Origin of the sequence: Candidatus Nitronereus thalassa (genome assembly GCF_032191465.1) — a bacterium.
Taxonomy (GTDB): domain Bacteria; phylum Nitrospirota; class Nitrospiria; order Nitrospirales; family UBA8639; genus Nitronereus; species Nitronereus thalassa.
The window spans coordinates 397,890-424,036 of sequence record NZ_JAQOUE010000001.1 but is presented as its reverse complement, the minus strand read 5'-3'; the positions used below and the strand labels follow the sequence as shown (position 1 = coordinate 424,036).

Below are 26,147 nucleotides of genomic sequence, written 5' to 3'. Positions count from 1 at the left end.
TTACTCCTGAAAAAATATTTCTTTAATTTGGTATTCAATCATCCCCGCGGGGCGATTGACTTGAACGATGTCGCCTACCCGATGACCGATCAGGGCTCGTCCTATGGGCGATTGTACTGAGATAGACCCATTTTTCAAATCCGCCTCTTCTTGCCCAAGAAGGGTGTAGGATTTTTCTTCTTCCGATTCCAAATCCATTAAACGTACAGTGGCTCCAAACATGACCGTTTCGCTCACTCCGGGTGTGACTTCGATGACCTCCGCACTTCCTAGCTTATGTTCGAGTTCTGCCATGCGTGTATCGATAAACTGCTGTCGTTCTTTAGCGGCTTTATACTCGGCATTTTCTCGAAGGTCTCCATGTTCTCGAGCTTCCGCGATATCTTGAATGTTTTTGGGCCGCTCGACTTTCCGAAGTCGATCAAGCTCAGCTTTGAGGGCTTCGTAGCCCTTTTTCGTCATGGGAACCGACATACATTCTCCTCAAATTCAGGGCTGGCAACTTAGAACTGTTGTCATCACCAATTCCCTAACTATTTCAGTTTTTGATAGGAAATTTCAAATAGGACCGAAAAAAAATATTCGCCTAAGTAGGGTGATATTCTTGGAGGGATTGGACGGAAAGAGGATGTTTCCCCATGGATTCAATGGCGATTACCGCCGCTCGAATGCCTTGAATTGTCGTAAAGTAAGGAATGCCTTGTTGCAGGACCTCACGCCGAATCGACAAGGAATCAGCTTGCGAAACGGTTGTCCCCACGGTATTGACCACGATCTGAGCTTGCCGATTTTTAATATGATCCACGAGATGCGGCCGGCCTTCTTTGACTTTGTTCACCATTTCTACGGTCACACCATGTTCCTGAAGATGGATGGCGGTGCCTCGTGTGGCCTGAACATGAAACCCCGCCAAATGTAACCGTCGGGCCACATCCACGATTCCGGGTTTATCGCTATCTTTGACGCTCATGATGACGGTGCCCTGATGGGGAAGTGCTAAACCAGCAGCAGCTTGCGATTTGGCAAACGCCCATCCGAAGTCTTGATCGATACCCATCACCTCACCCGTAGAACGCATTTCCGGTCCAAGCAGCACATCGACGTTTCCGAACTTGTTGAAGGGAAATACCGACTCTTTCACCGAAATATGGTGAAACTTTTTCACTTCGGTAAATCCTAGGGAGGTCAAAGAATTGCCAAGCATGGTTTTCATCGCGAGTTTTGCCAAGGGAGTCCCAATAGTCTTACTGACAAAAGGCACGGTTCGTGATGCACGAGGATTGACTTCTAGAACATAGACATCGCCATTTTGCACGGCGAACTGAATATTCATCAAACCAATAACATGAAGTTCTTTGGCCAGTGCCATGGTTTGTTCGCGAATACGTGATATCACTTCTGACCTCAACGAAAAAGGAGGTAATGAACAAGCCGAATCACCGGAATGGATTCCGGCTTCCTCCACATGCTCCATGATCCCCGCAACAACCACATGAGTCCCATCCGAGAGCGCATCAACATCCACCTCGGTGGCATCACGAAGATACTGGTCAATGAGCAGGGGGTATTGGGAGGATGTCATGACATTCGTTTGGATATATTTCCGCAGCGACTCTTCGTCATAAACAATTTGCATGGCCCGTCCACCTAACACATAGGAGGGCCGGACAATCACAGGGTACCCAATCTGTTTGGCAATGGCGTAGGCTTCATCTCCTGATCGAGCCGTGCCATTGATGGGCTGCTGCAAGTGTAATTTTTTTATGAGATCGCTGAATCGCTCACGATCTTCAGCCCGATCAATAGAATCTGGTGAGGTGCCTAATATCGGAACCCCCGCGCGTTCTAGAGGTAGTGCCAATTTCAATGGGGTCTGGCCCCCAAACTGAACGACCACGCCCATAGGCTGCTCGGTATCCATGATGTTCAAAACATCTTCCTCAGTCAGCGGTTCAAAATAGAGCCGATCGGAAATATCGTAATCCGTACTCACCGTTTCTGGATTACAATTCACCATAATGGTTTCCACCCCTAATTCACGTAAAGCCAAGGCCGCATGGACGCAACAATAATCAAATTCAATACCTTGCCCAATTCGATTGGGGCCGCCCCCAAGAATTGCCACTTTTTGATTAGCCGTGGGTCGTGCTTCACAGTTCATGCCAAAGGTGGAATACAAATAGGGCGTCTGAGCTTCAAATTCGGCGGCACAGGTATCGACTCGCGCATAGGTGACGGTTTGGGAAACATTGGCCTTTCGCCACACCCTTATCTCCGTCCCTGAAGAACCGATTAATTGTCCAATTCGTGCGTCGGAAAACCCGACTCTCTTCATGGCTGTTAACAGCGAATGGCCATCGGCATCGGAGAACATGGTCTCAGGCTGGTCGGCACGGCGTTTTCCAGCATCTCGGAGTTTTCGCAAAACTCTTTGTTCATATTCCACAAGGTCCTGGAGTTGATCCAAAAACCAAAAATCAATATGGGTGATGGAATAAAGCTCGTCTTTTGTGATGCCAAGGCGAAGCGCATCGGCAATATGCCAAGGACGATCAGGATGGGGCAAACGAATCTTTTGCTTCACTTGCTGCAGAACCTCATCCTCTAACGAATCTCCAGGAAGGTATTGATCTATACCAGCTAATGACACCAACCCACATCGATCGGTTTCCAGGGAACGAATGGCTTTATGGAATGCTTCTTTAAAATTTTTACCCAAGGCCATGGCCTCCCCGACTGATTTCATTTGCGTAGTGAGAGTCGGATCCGATCCCAAGAATTTTTCAAAAGTAAACCGGGGGATTTTCACTACCACGTAATCAATCGTAGGTTCGAAAGAAGCTTTCGTAACTTGGGTAATATCATTGATGATTTCATCGAGCGTATAACCAATCGCCAGCTTCGCTGCGATTTTTGCAATCGGAAAACCAGTGGCCTTGGAGGCCAAGGCCGAACTCCTGGAGACGCGAGGATTCATTTCAATGACGATCATGTCGCCATTGGTCGGGTTGAGGGCAAATTGAATGTTGGAACCTCCGGTATCTACTCCAATTTCCCGAATGATCTTTAGGGCCGCGTCACGCATAACTTGATATTCTTTATCCGTTAAGGTCATGGCGGGCGCAACGGTAATACTATCGCCAGTATGAATACCCATCGCATCGAAGTTTTCAATGGGACATACAATGACGACATTGTCTTTCAGGTCTCGCATGACTTCGAGTTCGTATTCTTTCCAACCAATTAAGGATCGTTCTATCAACACTTCCCCAACCGGGCTCATCAGAAGAGCCCAATCGACATATTGCTCAAATTCCTCGCGATTATAAGCAATATTCCCTCCGCTTCCGCCCATGGTAAAGGAAGGACGGACAATCGCGGGAAAGCCAATCACTTCCAGGAAACCCATGGCCTCATCCCGGTGTTTGATCAGTTGGCTGGTCGGTGTAGAGATCCCAATTTTTTCCATCGCCTGTTTAAACAAATCACGATCTTCTGCCTTTTGAATGGCCTCGTAAGACGCCCCAATCAATTGAACTTTGTATTTTTCTAAAATACCTTGCTGATGCAACGCCACTGTAAGGTTTAAGGCCGTTTGCCCTCCCATTGTCGGTAACAATGCATCAGGTCGCTCTCGTTCGATGATGCGCTCCACAACTTCAACAGTAATCGGCTCTACATAGGTACGGTCTGCCAAATCTGGATCGGTCATGATGGTTGCAGGATTACTGTTCACCAACACGACTTCATAGCCATCTTCCTTTAAGGCCTTACAAGCTTGGGTACCGGAATAATCGAATTCGCAGGCCTGACCAATGACAATCGGGCCGGACCCAATCAACAGTATTCGATGGAGATCATGACGTTTGGGCATAACTGGGTTCAGTAAGCCAAGGAAAGGGTTTGGGGCAAAGTGGCTTTTTTCCCTGGAACGACTTCTTCAGACCCTTGTGGCTGGTAATACTGCAAGGCATCTTCAATCCAGGCTTCGATTTGTTTGATCCGAGTGACGTCGGAGGGGTGGGTAGAAAGAAACTCGGGGATCGCAGATTGGGAACGGAAACAAAAGCGACCAATCATTTGTTTAGGACACCCACTCATACGTTCCCAAAAGCCAATGGCTTCCCGTGGATCATAGCCTGCCTGGGCCATGAGTTTCAGACCGATAAAGTCGGCTTCGGATTCCTGTCGGCGATTATGAGGAAGCGTTACGCCCACGCCATAGGCACTCATGGCGCCCAAAGCCAATTGGGGATCCACCGTTCCTGATGCCGCTCCTGCAATGGCTCCTACCTGGGCAATTTGTTCAAGAATACCTCGACTCATCCTCTCCGCCCCATGACGCTGAAGGGCATGGGCAACTTCGTGAGCCATCACCGTCGCTAATCCGGCTTCGGTTTTCGTATGTTTTAAAATTCCTGTAAAGACGGCCACCTTACCGCCTGGAAGCGCAAACGCATTTATTTGCTCATCATCTTGAATCACGGCAAATTCCCAATGATATTCGGGTTTGTTCGCCACGGCCGCGATACGCCGGCCAACACGATTTACCATCGCGTTAATTTCTGGATTGGCATTCAAGCGCGCATGCTTGAGAACATCCCGAAATGCGCTGACGCCCAAGGCAATTTCTTTTTCTTCCGAGATAAAGATAATTTGGTCTCGTGCGGTTCCAGGAGCTCTCACGCATCCGACCACTACGAGACACACAATGAATACGGGTATCCCAAATAGAAGACGGTCCCTCCAAAAACTCGAACTCACCGATCCTTTGAACCAATGGCATATGGGTTTAGAAATCATGGCAACCATAAATACATAAATGCGGGTGTCCCACCCAAGAGAGTGGCAAACGAAACCGCATCCAGTTTGGGAAACATCCAATTCGTATCCGGCGCATTTCCCGAAAACTGCGAGTAAATATTGGGATGATATCCACCAGCTCGCTGATACATCACCACTGTGGCATCGCTAAGACCAGCTTGTTTTTTGGCCAAGGCAATGGCATCGTCCAAATATCCGACCTCATCGATTAACCCGGCTTCTTTGGCCTGTGGCGCGGAGTAAATCCGGCCATCGGCGAGTTGTCGAATTTTTTCTTTTGTCAGATTGGGACGCCCCTGCTCTATGACCTCAAGAAACCGCCGATAGAAAGAATCGATCACGCTCTGAAAAATAGCACGGTCTGATTCCGTCATTTTTCGAAATGGCGACCCCATATCCTTGTGCTGGCCGGACGTTATGGCATTGGCTTCAATCCCGATTTTTTCCATCAGGCCAGAGCCGTTAATGGTGAGCATAATGACTCCCAAACTCCCAGTGACGGCCGAAGGATGCGCCACGATGCGGTCACTGGCCGCGGCAAGATAATACCCTCCCGAAGTCCCCAGATCCATGATGGAGGCCACCACGGGAATCTTATGTTCTTTTTTAAATTCTTGAACCTCATGATATAGAATATCGGATGCCGTCACGGTTCCGCCAGGGGTGTTAATACGAAGCACGATTCCCTTGACCTTTTTATCCTCCGCGGCCTTAGAAAGTTCTTCCTTAAACCGTGTCGGAAGGCTAGGTCGGTTGAACAAGCGATCGATCATGTCGCTTGGTTGAGAGGACGTCAGGAGACCGGACACATCAATGAGGAGAATTTTGTCTTTTCCCTTTCCGGATACCTCAGTTTCCTCCAGAGGTCCGGCTTTAGGAAACAACCCCTGAGAAACGCATCCACTGGAAGTCACAACGATGGTCAAAAACATGAGAAGGATAAAACGATTATGCACGGCTTTGCTCCATCATGGTGGTAAATTGGTTGAATAGATAGGAAGAATCATGCGGACCCGGCGATGCTTCGGGATGATACTGGACCGACAGTACCGGAGCCTTGCATCCAATCAGACCTTCCAAACATCCATCATTCAAACTCAGGTGGGTTGGAGTAAATGGTCCCCAGTTTGTATCAAAGACCGCCCTTCCCTTGGGGGAGGCTGCAACAGTTTCCGGCATCGTGACGGCAAAATTATGATTTTGCGAAGTGATTTCCACTTTTCTTGATCGCAGATCCATGACTGGATGATTTGCCCCATGATGGCCAAACTTTAATTTATAGGTAGGAAGCCCAAGAGAAAGCCCGAGGATTTGGTGTCCTAGGCAAATTCCCAATATTGGCTTCCATCCTAATAAGTCCTGAATATGGGGAACCACATAGGCAGCACCCTGTGGGTCACCAGGTCCATTGGAGAGAACGAGCCCATCGGGATTCATCTCCCGAATAGCGTTAGCTGGAGTCGAAGCCGGGACCACGGTCACCTCGCACCCACAATCCACGAGCCTTCTTAAAATATTGAGTTTCACACCAAAGTCATACACCACGACCCGATATTTATGAGAAGGTGAGGACTTTCCATACTTCGGCAAATCCCCGTTGGAGATGGTCCATTCCTCAGAACCCTCGTTCCAGGGATGAGGAGCCGAGCAGGTGACCTCAGTAACCAGATCCCGTCCAGTAGTAGAAGGCACGGCCTTAGCTTTATTCACCAAATTGCCGGTATCGAAATCAACATGAGAAATAACCCCGGGCTGGGCCCCACGGTCACGAAGGTGCCGGGTAAGATAGCGAGTATCAATCCCTTCAATTCCCACCACGCCCTGCTGTTGTAAATATTCATGTAAGGATTGGTAGGACCGCCAGTTACTTGGCCGCCGCGAGGCTTCATTGACAATAAACCCCTCAGCCCAAGTCTTCCTCGATTCATGATCCTGTCGAGCCACACCATAGTTGCCAATATGCGAGCAGGTCATGGCCACACATTGGCCCTTGTAGGATGGATCGGTGAGAATTTCCTGATATCCGGTCATGGCCGTATTAAAGACCACTTCTCCAGATGTCTCGCCGGATGCCCCCAAGGAATATCCCTCAAAAATCGTTCCGTCGGCTAAGGCTAAAATCGCTTTATTCATAGTTTCCGTGGAAGTAAAGGGTCATCATTCAAAACCAAACGCTGCTCGATATCTTACCCATTGTCGGAATTTTACGACCAATATACTGATAGCCAGTCCACCATTGATTAAATGTAGTGCTCGAACAATCATGTGCGTACGAAAAAAGGCATCATAGGCAGGTTTTTTTTCTTCCGGTGTTTCAGCCATAAAGGCGAGTTCCTGTAATTCAATCGCCTTGGGGCCAAGAAAGAAAACTATCAATCCGGTGACACAGACGAGGGCCAACAGTAAAGCCCATTCGGTACGACTCACCGCCAGAATGTTCTCGGGCATGTACTGAAACTTCCAAGTTCGAAGCGCCGCCGTTCCCAGCAACACCACCACAATTCCGCTCGTGAGATTGTTATACCCGTCAAAGACTTTTCGTAAAAACTGTCCGCCTTGTTCCATTCCCAATGAATTAAACACGGCAGGAATTACTGTAGTCAGAATAACGGTAAGTCCCCCAATCCATATAGCCAGACCTATCAACTCAGCCAGTGAAAGGGAAAACTGCCAACCAGATGTTACACGAGCCATGGGTCTGTTCCTTCATATGCCACTACCAAAGGAAGAGTGAACCTAGAACTTTGGCATTTCAGATTTAGGTGTATAGTTAATTAGCTTCATACACCAAACGTCCACCAACAAATGTTTTGACAACCTTCCCTTTGAGCGTCCATCCCGCAAACGGGGTATTACGGCTTTTGGAATGGAGACGATTGGGGTCAAGGGTCCACGATTTTTTTGGATCAATGAGGGTCACATCAGCATCAGCTCCCACGACCAGGGAGCCATAGGGCAGGTTAAACACTCGCGCTGGCTCAGAGGTGAGTTTGGCCACAGCTTGCTCCATGGTCAGCACACCTTCCTCGACAAGATTCAACGTTAATGGGAAGGCTGTTTCGAGCCCAATGATTCCAAAAGGGGCATTATCAAACTGCCGCTGCTTTTCATGGGTGGCATGAGGAGCATGATCAGTTGCAATAATATCAATACTGCCATCCGTTAAGGCTTCCTTAATAGCCTGGACATCCGCGTCCGTCCGTAAGGGTGGATTCATTTTCGCGTTGGTATCAAACGCGCGTACCGCCTCATCCGTCAATGTAAAATGGTGTGGGCAGGCTTCGGCCGTGACTGCCACTCCTCGGGACTTCGCTTCTCGCAATAACCGAACCGATCCTATCGTACTGACATGAGGTAGGTGTAATCGTGATTTTGTGAGCTCAGCGAGAAAAATATTCCGTGCGACCATCACCTCTTCTGCCGCATTCGGAATACCAGGAATGCCAAGTTCCGTAGACACAAATCCTTCATTCATACTGCCACCGGCAGAAAGGTGAACATCTTCGCAATGGTCAATCACCGGAAGATCAAATGCCCGCGCATATTCCATGGCACGGCGCATCACCAGACTATTCATCACGGGAATCCCATCATCTGAAATCGCCACACACCCGGCTTCATGCAATTCACCAATCTCTGAAAGTTCTTCGCCTTTGGATCCTTTCGTAATCGCGCCAATAGGAAAGACCCGCGCTTTGTTGGCAATTTTGGCTTGTTGCAAAATAAAGTCCGTGATGGACTGGGAATCATTCACAGGATTCGTGTTAGGCATACAACACACGGTGGTAAACCCACCCGCGACCGCGGAGTTGACCCCGCTGGCAATGGTTTCCTTATATTCAAAGCCAGGTTCACGAAAGTGAACATGTAGATCAATGAACCCTGGACAAATGAGTAAATCCGTTGCATCGATGATGGTAACCGATTTAGGATTTTTCAGTGTACCCTGAAGGCTGACATCAATCGCCTGAATTTTTCCATTTTCGATTAAGACATCAGCCTGGCCATTCCTACGCCCAGGATCAATTACGTGGCCACCTTTGATGAGAATTCTCATGTTGATCGTCTGTGTCCTTTGTTGATGAATCGATAAAACGTTTATTGCAATTGTGACAAGAGATACATCAGGCCCATTCGGACCGCGACCCCATTGGAAACTTGAGCCAAAATCGCTGCTTGAGCGCTATCCGCCACTTCATGGGAAATTTCCACTCCTCGATTGATCGGGCCTGGATGCATCACGAGCAGATCGGTTTCGGTCCGTTGCACTCGCTCGGAGGTCAGGCCATAAAGGTTGGCATATTCACGAATCGACGGAAAAAGGGATCGCCCCTGACGTTCAAGTTGAAGGCGCAACATGATCACCACATCCACGCCAGGCAAGGCTTTATCAAAGTTCGAAAAGACCTTCACGCCCATGCGTTCAATGAAGGGAGGGATCATCGTGGGCGGGCCAACGAGTCGCACTTCCGCCCCCATCTTCAGCAACCCATGAATATCTGAACGTGCCACACGGCTATGAGCCACATCACCGACAATGGCCACGGTCAAACCCGCCAAGCGGCCTTTTTTTTCTTTAATCGTAAAGAGGTCCAGCAAGGCCTGTGTTGGATGTTCGTGCCACCCATCCCCCGCATTGATGACCGAAGAATGTACATGCTTCGCCAGAGCTTCTGCGGCCCCGGAAGAGGAATGACGCAACACAATAATATCCGCTTGCATAGACTCGATATTTCGTGCGGTATCAATCAGCGTCTCCCCTTTCACCACACTGCTCGATGATGGAGAAAAGTTAATGACATCCGCGCTTAGACGTTTGGCAGCCAATTCAAACGAAGTACGCGTGCGGGTACTCGGTTCAAAAAAAAGGTTCACAACAGTTTTCCCTCGAAGAGCCGGAACTTTTTTAATCTCCCGCCCGCTCACTTCCTTGAACGGATCCGACGTTTCTAAAATCAGGGAAATTTCTTCAGCCGACAATGAAGCAATACTTAATAGGTCTTTGCGTTTGAGACTCATGACCGATCCCCTCTATCCTCTCACCTCAATTTTACACACCCGATCTTCCTCGCCTAACTCCTCAAGGAACACTCGAATATTTTCTTCGCGGGACGTGGGAATATTTTTACCGACATAATTGGCACGGATAGGCAACTGACGATGTCCTCGATCCACCAGAACAGCTAATTGAATTTCCGCTGGTCGCCCGAGATCGATTAGTCCATCCATGGCCGCTCGAATGGTTCGACCGGTAAACAGAACATCATCGACTAACACGACAATCAAATCTGAAATGTGAAAGGGAATATCTGTTTTTTTCAGGAGTGGTTGATTTTTTCGAATCGCTAAATCGTCGCGGTACAGCGTGATATCCAGTTCTCCAAGCGGCACATCGACCTGCTCAATGTTTCGTATAATTTTTTGTAGTCGTTGTGCCAAGGGAATTCCTGCCGTTCGGATTCCGACCAAGGCTAAATTCTTCACGCCTTTATTACGTTCCACAATTTCATGAGCAATGCGTGTTAAGGCCCTTCCCATTTCATGGGCATCCATGATGGAGACCTGTTGCATTTGAGGATTTTCGTCGTTAGGCATAAAAGTAGGGCTTTGGCAAAAAAAAACCTTTCCCTCGAAACGAAGGAAAGGTCAAAATGTTAGGGAGCGGAGTCTCCCTGAAGTATGATTCATGTTTTGTCTCCTTTCCCACCTCACCGGATGGGACATTAAAGGCTTGACCATCCTACGTGCTCCTACCAATCAAGTCAAGATTACTCACCTTAAGCAAGAATGCACTGATCGGCAAGGTACGGCAACACAATCCAAACTTCACGACCAATTAGATTTTTTGAAGACACCAGATATGTAAGTGAGGATTAAGCCGTGACTTTGGCAAGATCGATCGATGCATGAGAAAAGGTTGCAATTCGGAACCTGCCTCGCCAAAGAGGATGCGTACAGGCAAGTTTGCAACGAGAGCAGGAATTGATTCGGGACCGGCCACAAACGCCAATCCCTGAGGGGCGAGAGTCGCCACGATATCTTGGATATTCTGAAGGAGACGCTGATCTTGCTGATAATCGGCAAAAGGAATCCATCGATAAATCCAATTAAACTTTTCTGAATGCTTCATGGGAGACATCGGGAGAAATCGAAATGAGGACAGCCAATCCAATCGATGACTTCGAGCGAGTTGATTCCACAACAACTGAGCCTGTTTCTGGGCCAAAGCCGCATGAGAATACATAACCCTATGAGGCCGGTGTTGGTCTAGCAGCAAACATGTTCCGATCGCTGCGTCAAAGGTATGGATCAGGACATGTTGGGCTTCAGACCGTTTGATGGCCAACTGTTGATTCTGTTCTACGAAGTCATCAAGGAAATCGGCGATAAATGGTTGACTGGCAAATTCTTCAATGGGTGAATCATCTTGCGGATACAGAAGGACCGCAGAAAAGGCATCAGCCGGTTTGACCGAAGGCACCCCTTGAGGAAAAAGGGTTCGCCAATCCGGGGCCGAAGAAATTTCTGAAGATAATATCCCATTCTGTTCCTTCGACACAGACCACATAGGCTTTACCTGAAGGGTCTTGGTTATAGACTTATCCTGAAGAATGAGTTGATTATCTTTGATTGAAAGAGTTCGTGCGCATGCGGCAAACCCCTGAGGATTCGACGCCGAAAACGGCAACCCCGTAGAATCATCCATCACTGTGACTTTTTGGATGCGTCCTTGTGCCACCGTTAGGCAAACCCCTTGAGCGGAATCGATATATCGACACGGCGGGTTCGCATTGGGTAGCCAGGAGACTTGATGAGATCGCGGAGTATCCATAAACACCGTAAAGGGATTTTCTCTCCCGGAAAACGACGCCGTAAAGTATTGACTAAACAGACCAAAGGCCGCATCAGAAGGATACGTTGGAATACCGCGATACTGCAGAGATCGGGGAATTTGTGGATTTTGGTCGTCATACAACCCACGAATCAATTCGAAGGCGGCGCTCCCCGTTCCAGGCAACAATGATTTAAACAACTCAACGACCGGCAGATAATCAATGGCGTCCCAATGCATCGCACTCATGCAGGACATAAAACGGGAATGGTGAAAGGTGCCATCTTCCAAAATGTAAAAGGCATCCTTTCGTTGTTGGATGGTGGCTTGTCCAGATGCGTCAATCCGCAAATCCTCATCAGTATAGAAAAACTCAACCTCCTCTAGGGCGACCCCCATAGCCTGCGACGCCATAAGGCGCAAGTCTTGACGAGTCAAGGCTTCCCAACCTGGACGAGTACTGAGATCCATGGTCATGGAATTGACTAATCCAGACGGTTTGATCCCCACCCATTGATTCCAATCCAGAAACATTCTGGCCGCGATTAGTCGAATCTGGCCGTTGGATGACGATTCCCATTCGCATTCATGAAGAGGATGCCCTTCAGGATCGGTAAACAAAATTCGCCGACCAAGCGGACCATACACAACCCAATGTCCACTTGGTTGTTGACGAAGAGAAAGATTGGCGACACCGAGGTCCTCAACAAAAGGAATATTTCCGGATAAGGCAACAGTGCCGGGATGTGTAAGGAGAGTGGAAAGACGATGAGATGGTTCTGACACGAAGGGCCCAATCACTAAAATGAAAGAAGGGTGTAGAAAACTTATCTACCATCTTCTCTGCAAATTGGTCAAAAGAAGTTGCCAGACGAATATCAACCAATGACAGCCACCTTTCTATTTGAAATTAGATCCTCTTGTGTCTATGATGGATTCAGGATGATTTCCTAATGAGCTTCATGGCTCAAGCAACTTTGTAATAACTATGGTTGGGCTTTAACGAAGGAATGAATTCATGCCTTTTTGGGATTCAAAACAAGGGACCTCTGATCCAACCTGTTCATTCTGTGGACGGGCACAAAATGCCGTCTCAGGTTTTATTCAAAGTCCTTCGAAATATACCTGCGGTACTTGTAGGAACGACAGTACCCTGTTGATTTGCAACGAATGCGTTCAACTCTGCGGAAGGTTTCTCGCAGAGCACTCCCCTAAACAAGCAGAAGCCCCTTCTCCACCACCGAATTTTCAATTGCCACGCCCGCCAGAGATCAAGGCTATTCTGGACCAATATGTCATTGGACAAGAACAAGCGAAAAAAGTGCTGGCCGTTGCCGTTCATAACCACTACAAGCGCGTATTCAGTGGGAAAGAAATCAAGGATGTCGAGCTCGAAAAGGGTAATGTGCTGCTGATTGGCCCGACCGGTACAGGCAAAACCTTAATGGCTCAAACCTTGGCGCGCCTACTTCAAGTACCGTTTGCGATTGCAGATGCCACTACTGTCACTGAAGCAGGATACGTGGGCGAAGACGTTGAAAACGTTGTATTAAAACTTCTTCAATCTTGTGATTTTGATGCCAAGAGGGCGGAAACTGGGATTATCTATATTGACGAAGTCGACAAAATTAGCCGAAAGTCAGAAAGTGCCTCCATTACCCGGGATGTTTCGGGTGAGGGTGTACAACAAGCGTTATTGAAACTTGTTGAAGGCACTACTTGTAATATTCCTCCCAAAGGCGGACGAAAACATCCCGATCAAGAATACATTCGTATTAACACCAAAAATATATTGTTCATCTGTGGTGGTGCATTCGTCGGTTTGGATCAAATTATCTCCCAACGCACGAGTCATAAACGCCTCGGATTTGGTGCAAGCCCCGAAGCGCAAAGCCAGTCCCATGCCAGTGATTTAATCCAGCTCGTGCAACCAGAAGATCTGCTCAAGTATGGGTTAATCCCAGAATTCGTCGGACGGTTTCCCATTATGACCACGCTTACCGACTTGAGCGAAGCCGATTTAGTTCGCGTCCTAACCGAACCCAAAAATGCCCTGGTGAAACAATATCGTGCGTTATTTGAACTTGACGGGATTGATCTGGTCTTTACCGATGAGGCAATTCAAGTTATTGCCCACAAAGCGGCGTCGCTCAAAACCGGCGCTCGGGCCCTCCGAAGTATCCTTGAAGAAAAAATGTTGAACTTGATGTACGACACACCAGCCTTGGAAGGGATTCAAGAAGTGGTCATCACCGATGCTGTTATCCGTGGAGAAACCACACCACAATTAATCCGCAAATCGGCATGACCGATTTTGTGACCATTCCCAAACCTCACACCGCCCCAAAGCCGAAACGAGCACACAAGCACTAACATTATTGGGTGAGTCTTATCCCGAGTAAGGTTACACCCGGAACATGCCAATTAGGATATTGGCTTAAGAACTCTGGAGACACTCTCTTCTGGAGGAGTGGAATATGTGGGAACCAGGGGCAAGGGAAACGAGATAGTAAACGTCGCCCCTTTCCCAAGAGTGGAGGAAACCTGAATTTTCCCTCCCATGGCTTCGAGTAGGCTTTTGGAAACGGATAGACCCAACCCCATCCCATTCCTTTTCATATTAACCTTCGTAGAATAGAAGGGTTCAAAAATATGAGAAAGAACATCAGGACTGATACCCGCTCCATCGTCTTGTATCTGAATCCAAGCCGTCCCCGCATTCATTCCTGTACGAACCACCACCCGTCCATGCACCTCCACCGAATCGAATGCATTTTGTAACACATTACAGAGCACCTGACGCAGTTCAGTCGCCGGGAGGGGCAGATCATACATGCCATTGAACAAATCCAAATGTATTTGTCCATGACCATTTTTGTGAAGATTGACAATGAAATCACTGGCATCTTTGACGATCTGATTGAGGTTGAGTAATCGAGGAAATTCCTGGCGTGGCTGATAGAGTTGGTACATCTGCTTGATGATTGTGGCCATTCGATGAATCTCTTGTTCAATTTTTGGCACATACTTTGCCCGAGGATGGTCCATGGGAATGATTTGTTTCACCAGCTGAAGTGACTGTTGAATACTCGCCAGAGGGTTATTGATCTCATGGGCAATGCCCGCAGTCACCTGGGACAGTGCCGCAAGTTTTTCCACCTGCATGCGTCGTTGCTCCAACTCATGAATGCGAATCGTACGTTCCTCAATTTCTTTTTGAAGCCAACGATTATAACGAAAAATCGCTTGTTCATGCTGTTTTTGTCCAGAAATATCAACACAGGTTCCAATAAATCCAAGAAACTGTCCATCTGAATTAAACCGAGGCACACCCCGATCAATGACCCATCGATATCCTTCTTTCTTATGTTTTAGCCGAAATTCCATCTCCATGGGGGTGTGACTTTGAAAAGCAGCCTCGCAGATAGGCAAACACCTTTGCTGATCCTCAGGATGCACATTATCGATCCACCCCATTCCTAATTCCTGTTCAAGGGTCCGGCCGGTAAAATCTAACCACCTTTGATTGACATAGGTGCAGTTCTTTTCAGAATCAGACATCCAAATGAGCACTGGAGCGGTATCGGCCATGGTGCGGAATCGTGCCTCACTTTCACACATCGCCCTTTCGGCCTGTCGTTGGTCATGAATATCTTGAATTGACCCGGCCATTCGGGTGATCACTCCTTGCTGATTTCTGACCGACTTCCCACGAGCCCTAAACCATCGATAGGCCCCTGATTTCGTCTGCAGGCGATATTCGACGTCAAATGGAAGGTCTTTCTCAAAATGGTTTTGCACCGCAACGAAGACTCGATTTCGCTCCTCAGGATGCAACAGTTCTTTAAAAGTTTGTAAACTAGGAGTTATCTCTTCGAACTCGTATCCCAGCAAATCATAAAACCGTGGAGACCACCATTCCTTATCTTCTTGAATATTAGGCCAATCCCAAATTCCATCATTCGAACCCCATACCGCGAGCTCAAATCGTTCTTCGCTTTCCTGAAGTGCTCTTTCAGCGTAACTCCTAGTTTGCTTGTTCCGATTCGCCGCAATTAAGGTTCCACATACCGCAAGCAGGGGTCGCAAAAACTCGACGAGCGCTTCATCATACCCACTTGGTCGATTGGCCATACCTGCCATCCCAACCAGAGTATCACCATAATAAAACGGCACTACTAAAAATGCTGCAATTGGATGATCGTCTATGGTTACCCAAGGATCATCCTGATCTGGATGGTTGTCGATCACATGCTGTCCGGATAAGATCACCTTTCCAAAGACCGTCTCGAAATTCGTGGACCGTAAATTTTGATCAGGGTGGGTATTGAGATGTTGGGGTTCCACATTCCATGTCAGATGGGAAATCGAATGGGCCTGAAAATATGGGGCTCCATCTTCGGACTCTAATACTTCCCCAATAATTCCGGAGTCACTTTGGGTGATGGCTAGTAGTTTATTCAGTAAAACCTGAAAACTTTGACTAATACTTTGGGCCCTGATAAAGCATGACTGTGCATCAACAATCGCCTGAAGCAGGGAAGAGGTGCACGAGGAATAAGGATTATCCATCTACTCAACCATGGGTCAACGTTCAAAAGCAGCTTGGGGTAGAAGAAGACACATGTAGCCTATTTTTGATAACTTTTCGGTTTTTGGTGTGTGTTTCTTGAGGATTTTAGGCTTTTCTGTATTTTTGGGGAGATTCTTGTAGATTTAGGAGATTCTCAGGGTACAATAAGGATAGTGCTATACCCAGGAGGCCGCTGAATGTCTAACCAAATAAATGGACGAAACACAATATGAGTGATCGAAAACCATCGCACATACCCGAGGACACACCACCATTGCGAGAGCCACCGACCAAGACGGATCCACTTGTGCTGCTTGATGAATGCTTAGCTACGCTGCCGGAAGAAGCGCCTCAACAAAAGCTGCTGTATAAGATTCGTCATCAACTGTTGCAAGAAGGGGTTTCGCAACAAGAACGTGAAGCGGAAATCAAAAAACTCCACAGTGTGGTTGAAAAACTGACTGCCCCGGCGAATCGCATTGGCACCTTAATTGATAAACCCGCGGAAGGCGTCGCTCGCATTTCCGTAGGAGGCAACGAGTTCTATGCCAATATCGACCCCCAATTGCCATCCGATGACCTTGAGATTGGCGCACAGGTCTTAGTCAACGAAGCCTATGCACTCATTGGCACATTAGGATTTGATCGGAATGGCCCAATTGTCAAAGTGAAAGAATTGTTATCTGATGGAAGGGTGCGCCTTGATTCTGAGGCTGGACGACCTGGGCAATTGATTGACCTGGCTTTCAAATTACAAGACCTACCAATCAAACCAGGAGATGAAATCCGACTCGATCCCACTCATCGATTAGGAATCGAACGAATAGAAAATACTCAAAGCAGCAAACATGCGCTCGATGAAATACCGGATGTCACCTGGGAACAAATCGGTGGACAACAAGACGCGATTGATGCCATTCGGCGCGCGATTGAATATCCGCTCTTGCACGCCAAAACTTTTGAAGCCTATCAATTTACCCAACCCAAAGGGTTTCTTCTCTATGGCCCTCCGGGGTGCGGAAAAACGCTGATTGGAAAAGCCACGGCAGCCAGTTTGGCCAACATTGTCGCTCAACACCAGGTGGCCGAGCCAAAAGATTCGGCCAAAAGTCAACTACCTCCGATTACCGGTGGAACGTTTCTTCATGTCAAAGGCCCAGAAGTGTTGAATATGTGGGTGGGTGAATCCGAGCGCATCATTCGAGATTTATTTATGCAGGCGCGCGAACGACGAAAGGAAGGCCTGCTCCCCTTCCTTTTCATTGATGAAGCGGAATCGATTTTAGGCACTCGTCGCGCCGTTCGCTCCTATAATATCGCGAACACCCTGGTTCCCATGTTTTGTGCAGAACTCGATGGTGTCGACTCGCTGCAAGATGTGGTGGTCATCGTAGCTTCGAACCGTCCCGACCTCATTGACCCCGCGGTCTTACGTCCAGGGCGGATCGATCGAAAGATTAAAGTGCAACGGCCGGATCGACAAGAAGCGCAGGAGATTCTTCAAATCTACCTGACACCCACGCTCCCACTTTCTGAAGAATTTCTCGCGGCCCATGGGCAGAACGCTGATAACGCCTGTGACGCGCTCATTCAAGAAACCATCGAACAATTGTTTAAAAAGTCTGACGAGACACGAGTACTGAGTATTCGATTACGAAATGGCAAACAGGAAACCCTGTATCGTCGTGACTTGATCAGCGGCGCCATCTTGGCCTCACTGGCCCGAAGAGCCAAAGAACGGGCAATCGAACGAGCCATCAATGAACAAGCCCATGGTCTCACACTGGAGGACATGCTCCAATCCATTGATGATGAATTCCGTGAGGGCGAAATTCTTCCGCCAGATGATTCCGCCGAAGAATGGCTCAAGCTCCTCGATCATCATCCTGATCAAGTCATTGGAGTATCATCATTCAGGAAAGGCCGGCGGACTGAAGAACGGATCAATCGAGCCATCATTTAATTCCCCCACGTTCTTCTTGAACCTCATGAGATTATTCGGCATTGAAACTGAATACGGCATTATCCGAGAAGACCAAAAACAGTCTGATCCTGTGGTCGAATCCATGGAACTCGTTCGTGCCTATATGTCCGAGCAGTTTGAACAGACCTGGGATTATAAAGGCGAAGATCCACACGAAGACCAGCGTGGGTTTCGAGTCCATGGGCTGCAACAGGATGTCGAAGAAGAACAGTTTGCCGAGTTAGATGCCCATCGCCCCTTTTCCTTTTACGAAATGAAAAGTGACTTGGTCCTGACCAACGGCGCTCGATTTTACAACGATCACACCCATCCGGAATATTCCACCCCAGAATGTTCGACCCTTTCCGAACTCATTGCGCATGATCGTGCAGGGGAACGGATTATCCAACATGCTGCCGATACCCGAAATGCAATTCTGGGGTCATCCGCAGTCCAACTGTACAAAAACAACACCGACCTGCATGGCCACAGCTACGGATGCCACGATAATTACCTTATCTCCAGAAACCTTCCCTTTGATCAGTTGTGTTCTGGGCTCATTCCGTTTCTCGTGACTCGGCAAATCTTTGCTGGCGCAGGGAAAATTGGCATTGAAGCTCAAGATCAGCCCTACCAACCAGGCGTTTATCAACTTTCCCAGCGGGCGGACTTTATGGAAACGGACCTGAGCGTGGATACCATGCACAACCGTCCCATCTTAAATACCCGAGACGAACCCCATGCCAATCGACAAAAATATCGTCGGCTACATTTGATTGTTGGGGATGCGAATATGTGTGAGTTTGCCACGGCGCTCAAAGTGGGGACCACGCAACTCGTACTCGAACTTATTGAACAAGGCTTGGCACCCGAATTTCAATTGTCCGATCCCGTGAAGGCAATAAAGACGCTTTCACGTGATCATGATCTCAAGGCCACCATTCCCCTACAATCGGGAAAAGCCCTGACGGGATTGGAAATTCAGACAGGCTACCTTGAAGCCGCCAAACACCATTTCACTGAAAAGGATCCCGATACCGATTGGATTTTGAGAAATTGGGAAGCGACCCTTGCGCTTCTAGAACGTAACCGCTTGGATCTTATTGGACGAATCGACTGGATCACGAAGTATTGGCTCTTGGAATCATTTGCTCAAGATGAAAAATTAGACTGGACCGATCCCTGGTTAGCAAGCCTTGATCTCGAGTATCATAATGTAAACACAGACCGAGGGTTGTACCTAGGAATTGAACAAGAAGGCAAAGCCCATCGGCTGTGCTCAGAAAATGAGATCCAAACCGCCATGAGGCAAGGGCCGAGGACGACCAGAGCGGGAATTCGTGGATTGTGCGTAAAGAAGTTTCGGCATGAAATTCAATCAGTCCAATGGGAACGGATTCAGCTAAAAAGTTTGACTCAACCGCAGCAATTAGATATGTCTGACCTCTTTGATCCGGCTCACATCACTCGGCTTTGGCAAAAAATCGACAATGCCAAGCATCTGGCCGATGTGGTTTCAATGCCGTCATAGATTCGATAAGCTCGGTATAAGGAGGGTATCTCATGAAATCACAGAATCAGTTTTATATGATAGGGAGCACGCCAACGAACCAGCCGACTACATTAGAACGACGGGAGCGGCCTCTTGATCCCATCCCTAAACCACCCGGGCCCAAAAAAGATGATGATGCCGGGCCGCGCCAACCAGAACCAGGATCGCCAAGCCGGGATAATCTGATCAAGCGCATGCGCAAAGTTGATCCCAAACAGGCAGAACGCTACCGACAACGCACAGGGGAATAATCAACATGGGCTTTCAAGGCGACTTTTTACAACTCTTAAAAGAACAAGGCTATCAATTCGAACTCCCCTCGCCGAAATTCGGTGAGAAGGGGCAAATTTCAACTCCGTCGATTACCCAGGGCACCACAGTTTTAGCCGTGAAATATCGTGATGGCGTGCTTGTTGCCGGCGACCGTCGGGCGACGGCAGGCAACATGATCATGTATGACCGCACAGATAAAGTGCTGGAGATCGATCGCTATTGTGTCATGGCCATTGCCGGCGTTCCTGCCACAGCATTTGAAATGGCCAGAGTCCTTGAACATTCGTTCAAATATTTCCGACGGAGCCAACTTCAAGATCTCAGCTTTGAAGGGAAGCTCCGAGCCTTATCAAAGCTCATGAAAGAAAATGCACCTGCGGCCTTGGCCGGCACTGGGGCTGTGGTCCCAGTCTTTGCTGGATATGACCACCAACATGAATGTGGAAAAATTTATTTCCATGATATTCTTGGCGCTGAATTTGAAGCCGTCGACCATGCGGTGTCGGGATCTGGGTCGTCCATTATTCGAGGAATCCTCCATTACCTCAACCGTTGGAGTGGCCAACCGCTCGCTGGTCTTGATGAAGAAGAAGCATCTATTATAGTCCTGCGATTACTCACCAGCGCCGCTGAGTTCGACTCCGCCACTGGTGGTGCCAATTTTGAAGCCAATCTTTACCCGATCGTCAAGCGGATCACGAAGGAAGGGGTAGAAACCATTCCAGCCGAACATTTGAAAACGCTCTTCACGACAAAGGTTGCCCAGTATGTATGATGAACCGTACCGATGGGTCGAAGCCGTTGGCAATCGACGCCAATATCTCGACGATCAATTTCGCCAAGGCAGTCCCCTCGTTGCCATCTCGTATGCGGACGGGATTATCCTGCTCACGACCAGCCATGGCACCCCGAAACTCTATGAGATTTACGATCGCATCGGACTTGGAGGGATGGGGCATCCTGCGGATCTTGAAAAACTTCGGTTTGCCATTTTAGATATGGCGCATACGGAAGGATTTCAACGATCACCAGGAGATGTGACGGGATCGCGACTCATCAAATATGGCTTGGCTCCTGCAATCAAACAGGCCTTTGAAGAGATCTACAAAGCGCCCTACATCACAAAACTCGTTTTGGCCGAACTCGGAAACCTGCCAAATCAAGATAATTTTTTTACCGTTGACTATGATGGAACGTTTGAAGAACACCATGAGGTCGCTGTACTTGGAGCCACGCCAATTATTCAAGACACCATGCGAGCCTATCTGAAAAAACACATCACTCCGACTGTGGTAGCTCTACAAACGGTTCTCGACATCGCAGTTCGCACCTGGGCTCTTGGGGCTCTGTCCCAAAATCAGTATCACGAAAATGCTGAATCCTCTTCGTCGGAATCCAAAGAAACGGACTCATCGAATGATTCATTTTCAGAAGAACAGATTCTGGAACATCTCCAAAATGGGCTCAAGGATAAAACGTTGGAATGTGGGGTATTGGAACGACAAGCTCCTGGAAGTTCAAAGTATCGAACTCTTTCCCAGCAAGAAATTTATTCTCTGCTGCCGTTATTGAAACAGGCCACCAATTAACTCAATCGTTTAGTCACAATGTTAAATCGAATTTTTGGAATTGAAACAGAATACGGGCTTCTCATCAATAGCGATGACCCGGATCACTCCCCGTCGTGGCTCGCCCATCGTGTGATTGATCAGGTGTTTCGGATTCGAGAACAAGGCGTGCTCGATCTTCATTACCGTGGATACGATGAACCTCCGGGCAACGGAGGATTTTTACTGAATTCCGGACGGCTCTATGTCGATATGGGACATCTGGAGTTTGCCTCACCAGAATGCACCACGCTCGCCGATCTGGTGGCCACAGACCGAGCCGGGGACCGCCTCCTCCAACGCACATTGGCGGAACTCAATGTTGATCAAGAGATTTCACTCATTAAAAATAATATCGACCACGAAACTGATGCCACCTTCGGCTGTCATGAAAACTACCTGGTATCGCGCCATTTCCCCTTTAACCTCCAGGGGTTAAATAAATTGATTCCGTTTTTAGTGACCCGCCAAATTTTCACCGGTGCAGGTCGAATCGGGATGGCGGAAATATATGACGGCTGGATTCCGGTTGAACAATTGTTGCCCAAAGACTCTGGACATCGAGATCAAAAAGGACGTCTCCACGTTCCGTTTCAAATATCTCAACGGGCCGACCATATCGTGAACGATTTCTTTGAATGGGTCCAACATAACCGCGCCATTATTAACACACGCGATGAACCATTGGCCGACCCCAATCAATTTCGACGAATCCATTTGTTGCTCGGGGACTCGAATATGGCTGAAGTCGCCACAGCCTTGAAAATGGGAACCACCGGTTTGGTCATGCAACTCGTCGAAGATGGCCATGCTCCGGTTGGCCTAGAACTAGAGGAACCCATCCAAGCCTTAAAAGAAATTTCTCGTGATCCCACCAGAAAATGGGAAGTCCGGTTGGCGAATGGTCAAATACGATCAGCTATTGATATTCAGGAAGATTTTCTCAAAGCGGCCCAAGATCACTACGCCGGGCAAGATGACGACACAGATTGGGTCTTGGATCAATGGGAATCCGTGCTTCACGATCTTCGTGGGGACTACACCAAACTGGTTGGCCGAGTGGACTGGGCATCGAAACTCTGGCTCTTGGAATCATTTCGAGAAGAAGAAAAACTCGAATGGGATGATCCGTGGCTGAAAAGCCTAGACTTGGAATATCACAATCTGAATCCTGAAAAAAGCCTATACTTCGGTCTGGAAGAAGAAGGCCGTGCTCCCAGAGTCACCACCAATACCGCCATTGACCTGGCCATGCAAAACCCTCCTCGCAACACCCGCGCCTTTGGACGTAGCGAATTAGTGAAAGAACTCATCGGCAAAGATTGGAACGAAGACCCAAGCCTCGAGCCGTCACTCGAACGCCGCTTCCCCCACTACGTCATCAACTGGTCCATCTTCCAACTCCGTGGCCAGCCCCCCTTCCCCATGCCGAACCCCTTCAAAACCTATGTCAAAGAAGTCCGAGCACATCTCGCCGAACCGGAAGCAAAAACTTCCCCATCCGCCTGATTGGTCCCTAATCAAAAATACCGGGTTATTGCTCCCAAAATTGATTCCCAGCAAGGAAATCTACCAATTGAGGTCATGGTTTCAACATGCTAACCAGAATTTGCTCCCTTGCAGTATAAATCTTGCTGAGGGATAATATTCGTACAGACTTTGGCCGGAGAGTTCCTCCAATTTTCTGCAATTCCTTGAGCCCAATCCATGGATATTTCCAGACGAAATTTATTTAAACTGACCGGGCTTGGTGCTCTTGCCGGGCTCACGAGTATCACGAGTGGCTGTGATCTCGGGAGTATGTTTGGTGTTCCGCCTCGCGACACGGTTTACTTTACGCCAAATGATAAGTTCTACACGGTTAACTACATGGACTCCCCGTATAATCTTTCACGGGATCTGGACCAGGAACAATGGCAGATGGTGGTGAAAGGTGCTGTTAGCAATCGAGTGGTTTTGAAATGGCGTGATCTGCTAAACCGGCCTTCGTTTGATCAGATCTCAACCTTAATGTGTATTGATACCCTCCCTGGTGGGTCGAGTATAGGCAATGCCATTTGGCGAGGAATTTCATTGAAAGAACTTTTACTTGAAGCGGGTGCGGATACCGAAACCGCCCGTGATGTCATCTTCCGTGGGGCGGATGCCTATCACGATAGTATTCCCTTTGAGCGTGCCATGCGGGATGAAGTAATGCTCGCCTATCTCATGAACGGGGAGAAGCTCCCCAAAGAACACGGGTTTCCTGTCCGATTGGTGGTCCCGGGACTCTATGGCATTAAGAATGTGAAGTGGATCACTGAGATTGAAGTGTATAACGGTGACTATCAAGGGTATTGGCAACGCAAGGGATGGACGGATGAGGGCACCATCCACATCTTTTCGCGCATTGACAGCCCAGGCCATTATCAGGATGTGCCTGGCCCAAACGTTCACTTCCGGGGTATTGCCTTCGGAGGTCCCCATTCTATTGCCCAAGTCCAGCTAAGCTTGGATCAGGAAAAAACTTGGGTGGAGGCCGAGATTGAACCACCTCAATCTCCATGGTCTTGGGTGGTGTGGAATTATCATTGGAATGATGTGCCTGCAGGGAAAAAAATGGTTTCTGTCCGCGCGATCGATACCGCCGGAAAAGTCCAAACCTCGGAGATCACTCGCCCCCAACCAAACGGAGCCACGGGCCTACATAGTATTGTCGTGAATGTCTATCAAGCTCGAGTAGTTACTTAGGCCGGTGCCAGATTTTTCCCTTTCCTGCCCGATTACAACTCAAGATTCAGCTTAATGTGCAGTTCGTTGAGTTGCACATTGCTGACAGCCGAAGGAGCCTCGGTCATCATGCACTGGGCTTTTTGGGTTTTTGGGAATGGAATGACATCACGAATCGATTCAGTCTTTCCAAGAAGCATGACCAATCGATCAAGACCAAAGGCAATGCCCCCATGTGGTGGGGCGCCGTACTCCAGCGCATCGAGTAGAAAGCCAAACTTTTCCTGAGCTGACTCTTTCGTGATACCCAGAAGATCAAAAACTTTTTGCTGTACGTCGCTTTGATATATACGAATACTACCCCCTCCAATTTCAAACCCATTAAGCACAAGATCGTAGGCCTGCGCGTGGGTTTCCAAGGGTGCGGTATCTAACTTGGGAATATCTTCGATCCTGGGGCCAGTAAAGGGATGGTGCAATGCCACGTAACGACGTTCGTCATGATCATATTCCAACAAGGGGAAGTCAGTCACCCACAAGGGCTCCCACCGGTCACGATCTATCAACTTCAGTTCTTCGCCAAGATGCAATCTTAGCCGGCCCAAGACATCATAGGTTACAGCTGGTTTATCCGCGATAAAGACCATGAGATCACCTGGCTCCGCATCGGGAAGGGCTTGTTGAAATGGTTCAGCCTTGAGAAATTTGGCGATGGCGGAATCAAGCTTCCAGCCATCAGCAATTTTCACCCAAGCTAACCCTTTTGCGCCAAACCCTTTGGCCACATCAATCAAGCGATCGATTTGGTTTCTGGCAATCTGCCCGCCCCCCTTGATGACCAATCCCGCGACCAACCCACCGGATTCTACAGTATCTCGAAACACCTTAAATTCAACCTGCTTGGCCACTTCATTGAGATTCCGCAACTCTAAACCAAACCGTCGATCAGGTTTATCCGTTCCATATCGATCCATGGCTTCATGATACGTTAAACGCGGGAATGGGGTGGGTAAGATGATGCCAGCGGCTTCACGACATACCGTGGCAATCAGTTCTTCTCCCAAGGTGAGAATATCTTCCTGCTGAATAAACGACATCTCCATGTCAATTTGGGTAAATTCCGGTTGCCGGTCCAAACGAAGGTCCTCGTCACGAAAACACCGCGCAATTTGAAAATAGCGATCGGCCCCTCCCACCATGAGAATTTGTTTGAATAATTGGGGTGACTGGGGAAGGGCAAAAAACTCTCCAGCATTCACTCGGCTTGGGACTAAATAGTCACGAGCGCCTTCCGGGGTACTTTTCGTAAGAATGGGCGTCTCCACTTCAAGAAACCTGCGTTGATGAAGAAAATGTCGCACTTGAAAGGTGACGTCGTGCCGGAGCTTCAACAACTGCTGCATTCTTGGACGACGCAAGTCGAGATATCGATGTTTCAGACGAATCGATTCCGTCACCTGAACATCATCTTCAATTAAGAAAGGAGGAGTTTTGGCTTCATTGAGCACCGTGAGCGAGGCCACTTCAATTTCAATATGCCCCGTTGCTAATTGTGGGTTTATCGATTCTTCGGGACGAACACGGACATTCCCCGTGACCGCCACAACAAATTCATTTCGCAGTGCGTTCGCATCGGCATGAATGGGCGCATCTTTTTCAATGTCAAAGACCAGTTGTGTCACGCCAAACCGATCCCGCAAATCAATAAATAGGACACCCCCATGGTCCCGACGCCCATGGACCCAGCCCATCAGGGTTACGGTTTGACCGATTTCGTTAAGAGTTAATTCACCACAATGATGTGTTCGCGTCAC

At 48.3% G+C, this 26,147-nt stretch carries 20 protein-coding genes; 8 read left to right on the top strand and 12 right to left on the bottom strand.

The features are described 5' to 3' along the window. The 10 genes from greA to PPG34_RS02060 form a co-directional block, all read right to left on the bottom strand. A complete protein-coding gene (gene greA, locus PPG34_RS02105) occupies positions 1-474 on the bottom strand; it encodes a transcription elongation factor GreA (RefSeq protein ID WP_313831482.1) in 474 nt (157 codons plus the stop codon). Positions 475-586: 112 nt separating this feature from the next. Beyond that, a complete protein-coding gene (gene carB / locus PPG34_RS02100; protein ID WP_313831481.1) occupies positions 587-3,874 on the bottom strand; it encodes a carbamoyl-phosphate synthase large subunit in 3,288 nt (1,095 codons plus the stop codon). Between the two features lie 8 nt (positions 3,875-3,882). Then, positions 3,883-4,686, bottom strand: a complete 804-nt coding sequence (locus PPG34_RS02095; RefSeq protein ID WP_313831480.1) for a M48 family metallopeptidase — start codon at positions 4,684-4,686, stop codon at positions 3,883-3,885. A gap of 113 nt (positions 4,687-4,799) precedes the next feature. After that, positions 4,800-5,780 carry a signal peptide peptidase SppA gene (gene sppA, locus PPG34_RS02090; protein ID WP_313831479.1) on the bottom strand — a complete coding sequence of 327 codons (981 nt, stop codon included), beginning with the start codon at positions 5,778-5,780 and terminating at the stop codon, positions 4,800-4,802. Beyond that, entirely contained in the window at positions 5,773-6,957 is a 1,185-nt protein-coding gene (gene carA / locus PPG34_RS02085) for a glutamine-hydrolyzing carbamoyl-phosphate synthase small subunit (protein ID WP_313831478.1), read from the bottom strand. Before carA ends, sppA begins: the two co-directional genes overlap by 8 nt. Before the next feature lie 24 nt (positions 6,958-6,981). Then, positions 6,982-7,518 carry a DUF4149 domain-containing protein gene (locus PPG34_RS02080; RefSeq protein WP_313831477.1) on the bottom strand — a complete coding sequence of 179 codons (537 nt, stop codon included), beginning with the start codon at positions 7,516-7,518 and terminating at the stop codon, positions 6,982-6,984. Positions 7,519-7,594: 76 nt separating this feature from the next. Next, a complete protein-coding gene (locus PPG34_RS02075) occupies positions 7,595-8,881 on the bottom strand; it encodes a dihydroorotase (RefSeq protein WP_313831476.1) in 1,287 nt (428 codons plus the stop codon). A 41-nt stretch (positions 8,882-8,922) separates the two neighbouring features. After that, positions 8,923-9,843, bottom strand: coding sequence for an aspartate carbamoyltransferase catalytic subunit (locus tag PPG34_RS02070; protein ID WP_313831475.1), 921 nt, complete (start codon positions 9,841-9,843; stop codon positions 8,923-8,925). Positions 9,844-9,855: 12 nt separating this feature from the next. Beyond that, entirely contained in the window at positions 9,856-10,419 is a 564-nt protein-coding gene (gene pyrR / locus PPG34_RS02065; protein WP_313831474.1) for a bifunctional pyr operon transcriptional regulator/uracil phosphoribosyltransferase PyrR, read from the bottom strand. 241 nt (positions 10,420-10,660) lie between these two features. Next, a complete protein-coding gene (locus PPG34_RS02060; RefSeq protein WP_313831473.1) occupies positions 10,661-12,442 on the bottom strand; it encodes a hypothetical protein in 1,782 nt (593 codons plus the stop codon). A gap of 232 nt (positions 12,443-12,674) precedes the next feature. On the opposite strand from PPG34_RS02060, the gene clpX reads away from it, so the two are divergent. Further along, positions 12,675-13,964 (top strand): ATP-dependent Clp protease ATP-binding subunit ClpX, encoded by a 1,290-nt coding sequence (gene clpX / locus PPG34_RS02055; RefSeq protein ID WP_313831472.1) that lies wholly within the window; start codon positions 12,675-12,677, stop codon positions 13,962-13,964. A 116-nt stretch (positions 13,965-14,080) separates the two neighbouring features. On the opposite strand, the gene PPG34_RS02050 is transcribed toward clpX, so the two are convergent. Next, complete coding sequence (locus tag PPG34_RS02050; protein WP_313831471.1) at positions 14,081-16,228, bottom strand: PAS domain-containing protein; 2,148 nt, start codon at positions 16,226-16,228, stop codon at positions 14,081-14,083. 230 nt (positions 16,229-16,458) lie between these two features. Between PPG34_RS02050 and PPG34_RS02045 the strand changes: the two genes are divergently transcribed. The 7 genes from PPG34_RS02045 to PPG34_RS02015 all read left to right on the top strand — a co-directional run bounded on the left by PPG34_RS02045 (position 16,459) and on the right by PPG34_RS02015 (position 24,354). After that, positions 16,459-18,192, top strand: coding sequence for an AAA family ATPase (locus tag PPG34_RS02045; RefSeq protein WP_313831470.1), 1,734 nt, complete (start codon positions 16,459-16,461; stop codon positions 18,190-18,192). A gap of 25 nt (positions 18,193-18,217) precedes the next feature. Next, positions 18,218-19,723 carry a proteasome accessory factor PafA2 family protein gene (locus PPG34_RS02040; protein WP_313831469.1) on the top strand — a complete coding sequence of 502 codons (1,506 nt, stop codon included), beginning with the start codon at positions 18,218-18,220 and terminating at the stop codon, positions 19,721-19,723. 32 nt (positions 19,724-19,755) lie between these two features. Further along, positions 19,756-19,995 carry a ubiquitin-like protein UBact gene (locus PPG34_RS02035; protein ID WP_313831468.1) on the top strand — a complete coding sequence of 80 codons (240 nt, stop codon included), beginning with the start codon at positions 19,756-19,758 and terminating at the stop codon, positions 19,993-19,995. 5 nt (positions 19,996-20,000) lie between these two features. Next, the gene (locus PPG34_RS02030) at positions 20,001-20,792 is read left to right on the top strand and encodes a proteasome subunit alpha (RefSeq protein WP_313831467.1); all 792 of its coding nucleotides are present in this window, start codon (positions 20,001-20,003) and stop codon (positions 20,790-20,792) included. Next, on the top strand, positions 20,785-21,606 hold the full coding sequence (locus PPG34_RS02025; RefSeq protein ID WP_313831466.1) for a hypothetical protein: 822 nt from the start codon (positions 20,785-20,787) through the stop codon (positions 21,604-21,606). Before PPG34_RS02030 ends, PPG34_RS02025 begins: the two co-directional genes overlap by 8 nt. Positions 21,607-21,624: 18 nt before the next feature. Continuing rightward, positions 21,625-23,133: a proteasome accessory factor PafA2 family protein gene (locus PPG34_RS02020; RefSeq protein ID WP_313831465.1), complete on the top strand. Its 1,509-nt coding sequence runs from the start codon at positions 21,625-21,627 to the stop codon at positions 23,131-23,133. Positions 23,134-23,331: 198 nt separating this feature from the next. Then, the gene (locus PPG34_RS02015; protein WP_313831464.1) at positions 23,332-24,354 is read left to right on the top strand and encodes a molybdopterin-dependent oxidoreductase; all 1,023 of its coding nucleotides are present in this window, start codon (positions 23,332-23,334) and stop codon (positions 24,352-24,354) included. 32 nt (positions 24,355-24,386) lie between these two features. Here PPG34_RS02015 and aspS read toward each other — a convergent pair whose 3' ends face one another. Next, complete coding sequence (gene aspS / locus PPG34_RS02010) at positions 24,387-26,147, bottom strand: aspartate--tRNA ligase (protein ID WP_313831463.1); 1,761 nt, start codon at positions 26,145-26,147, stop codon at positions 24,387-24,389.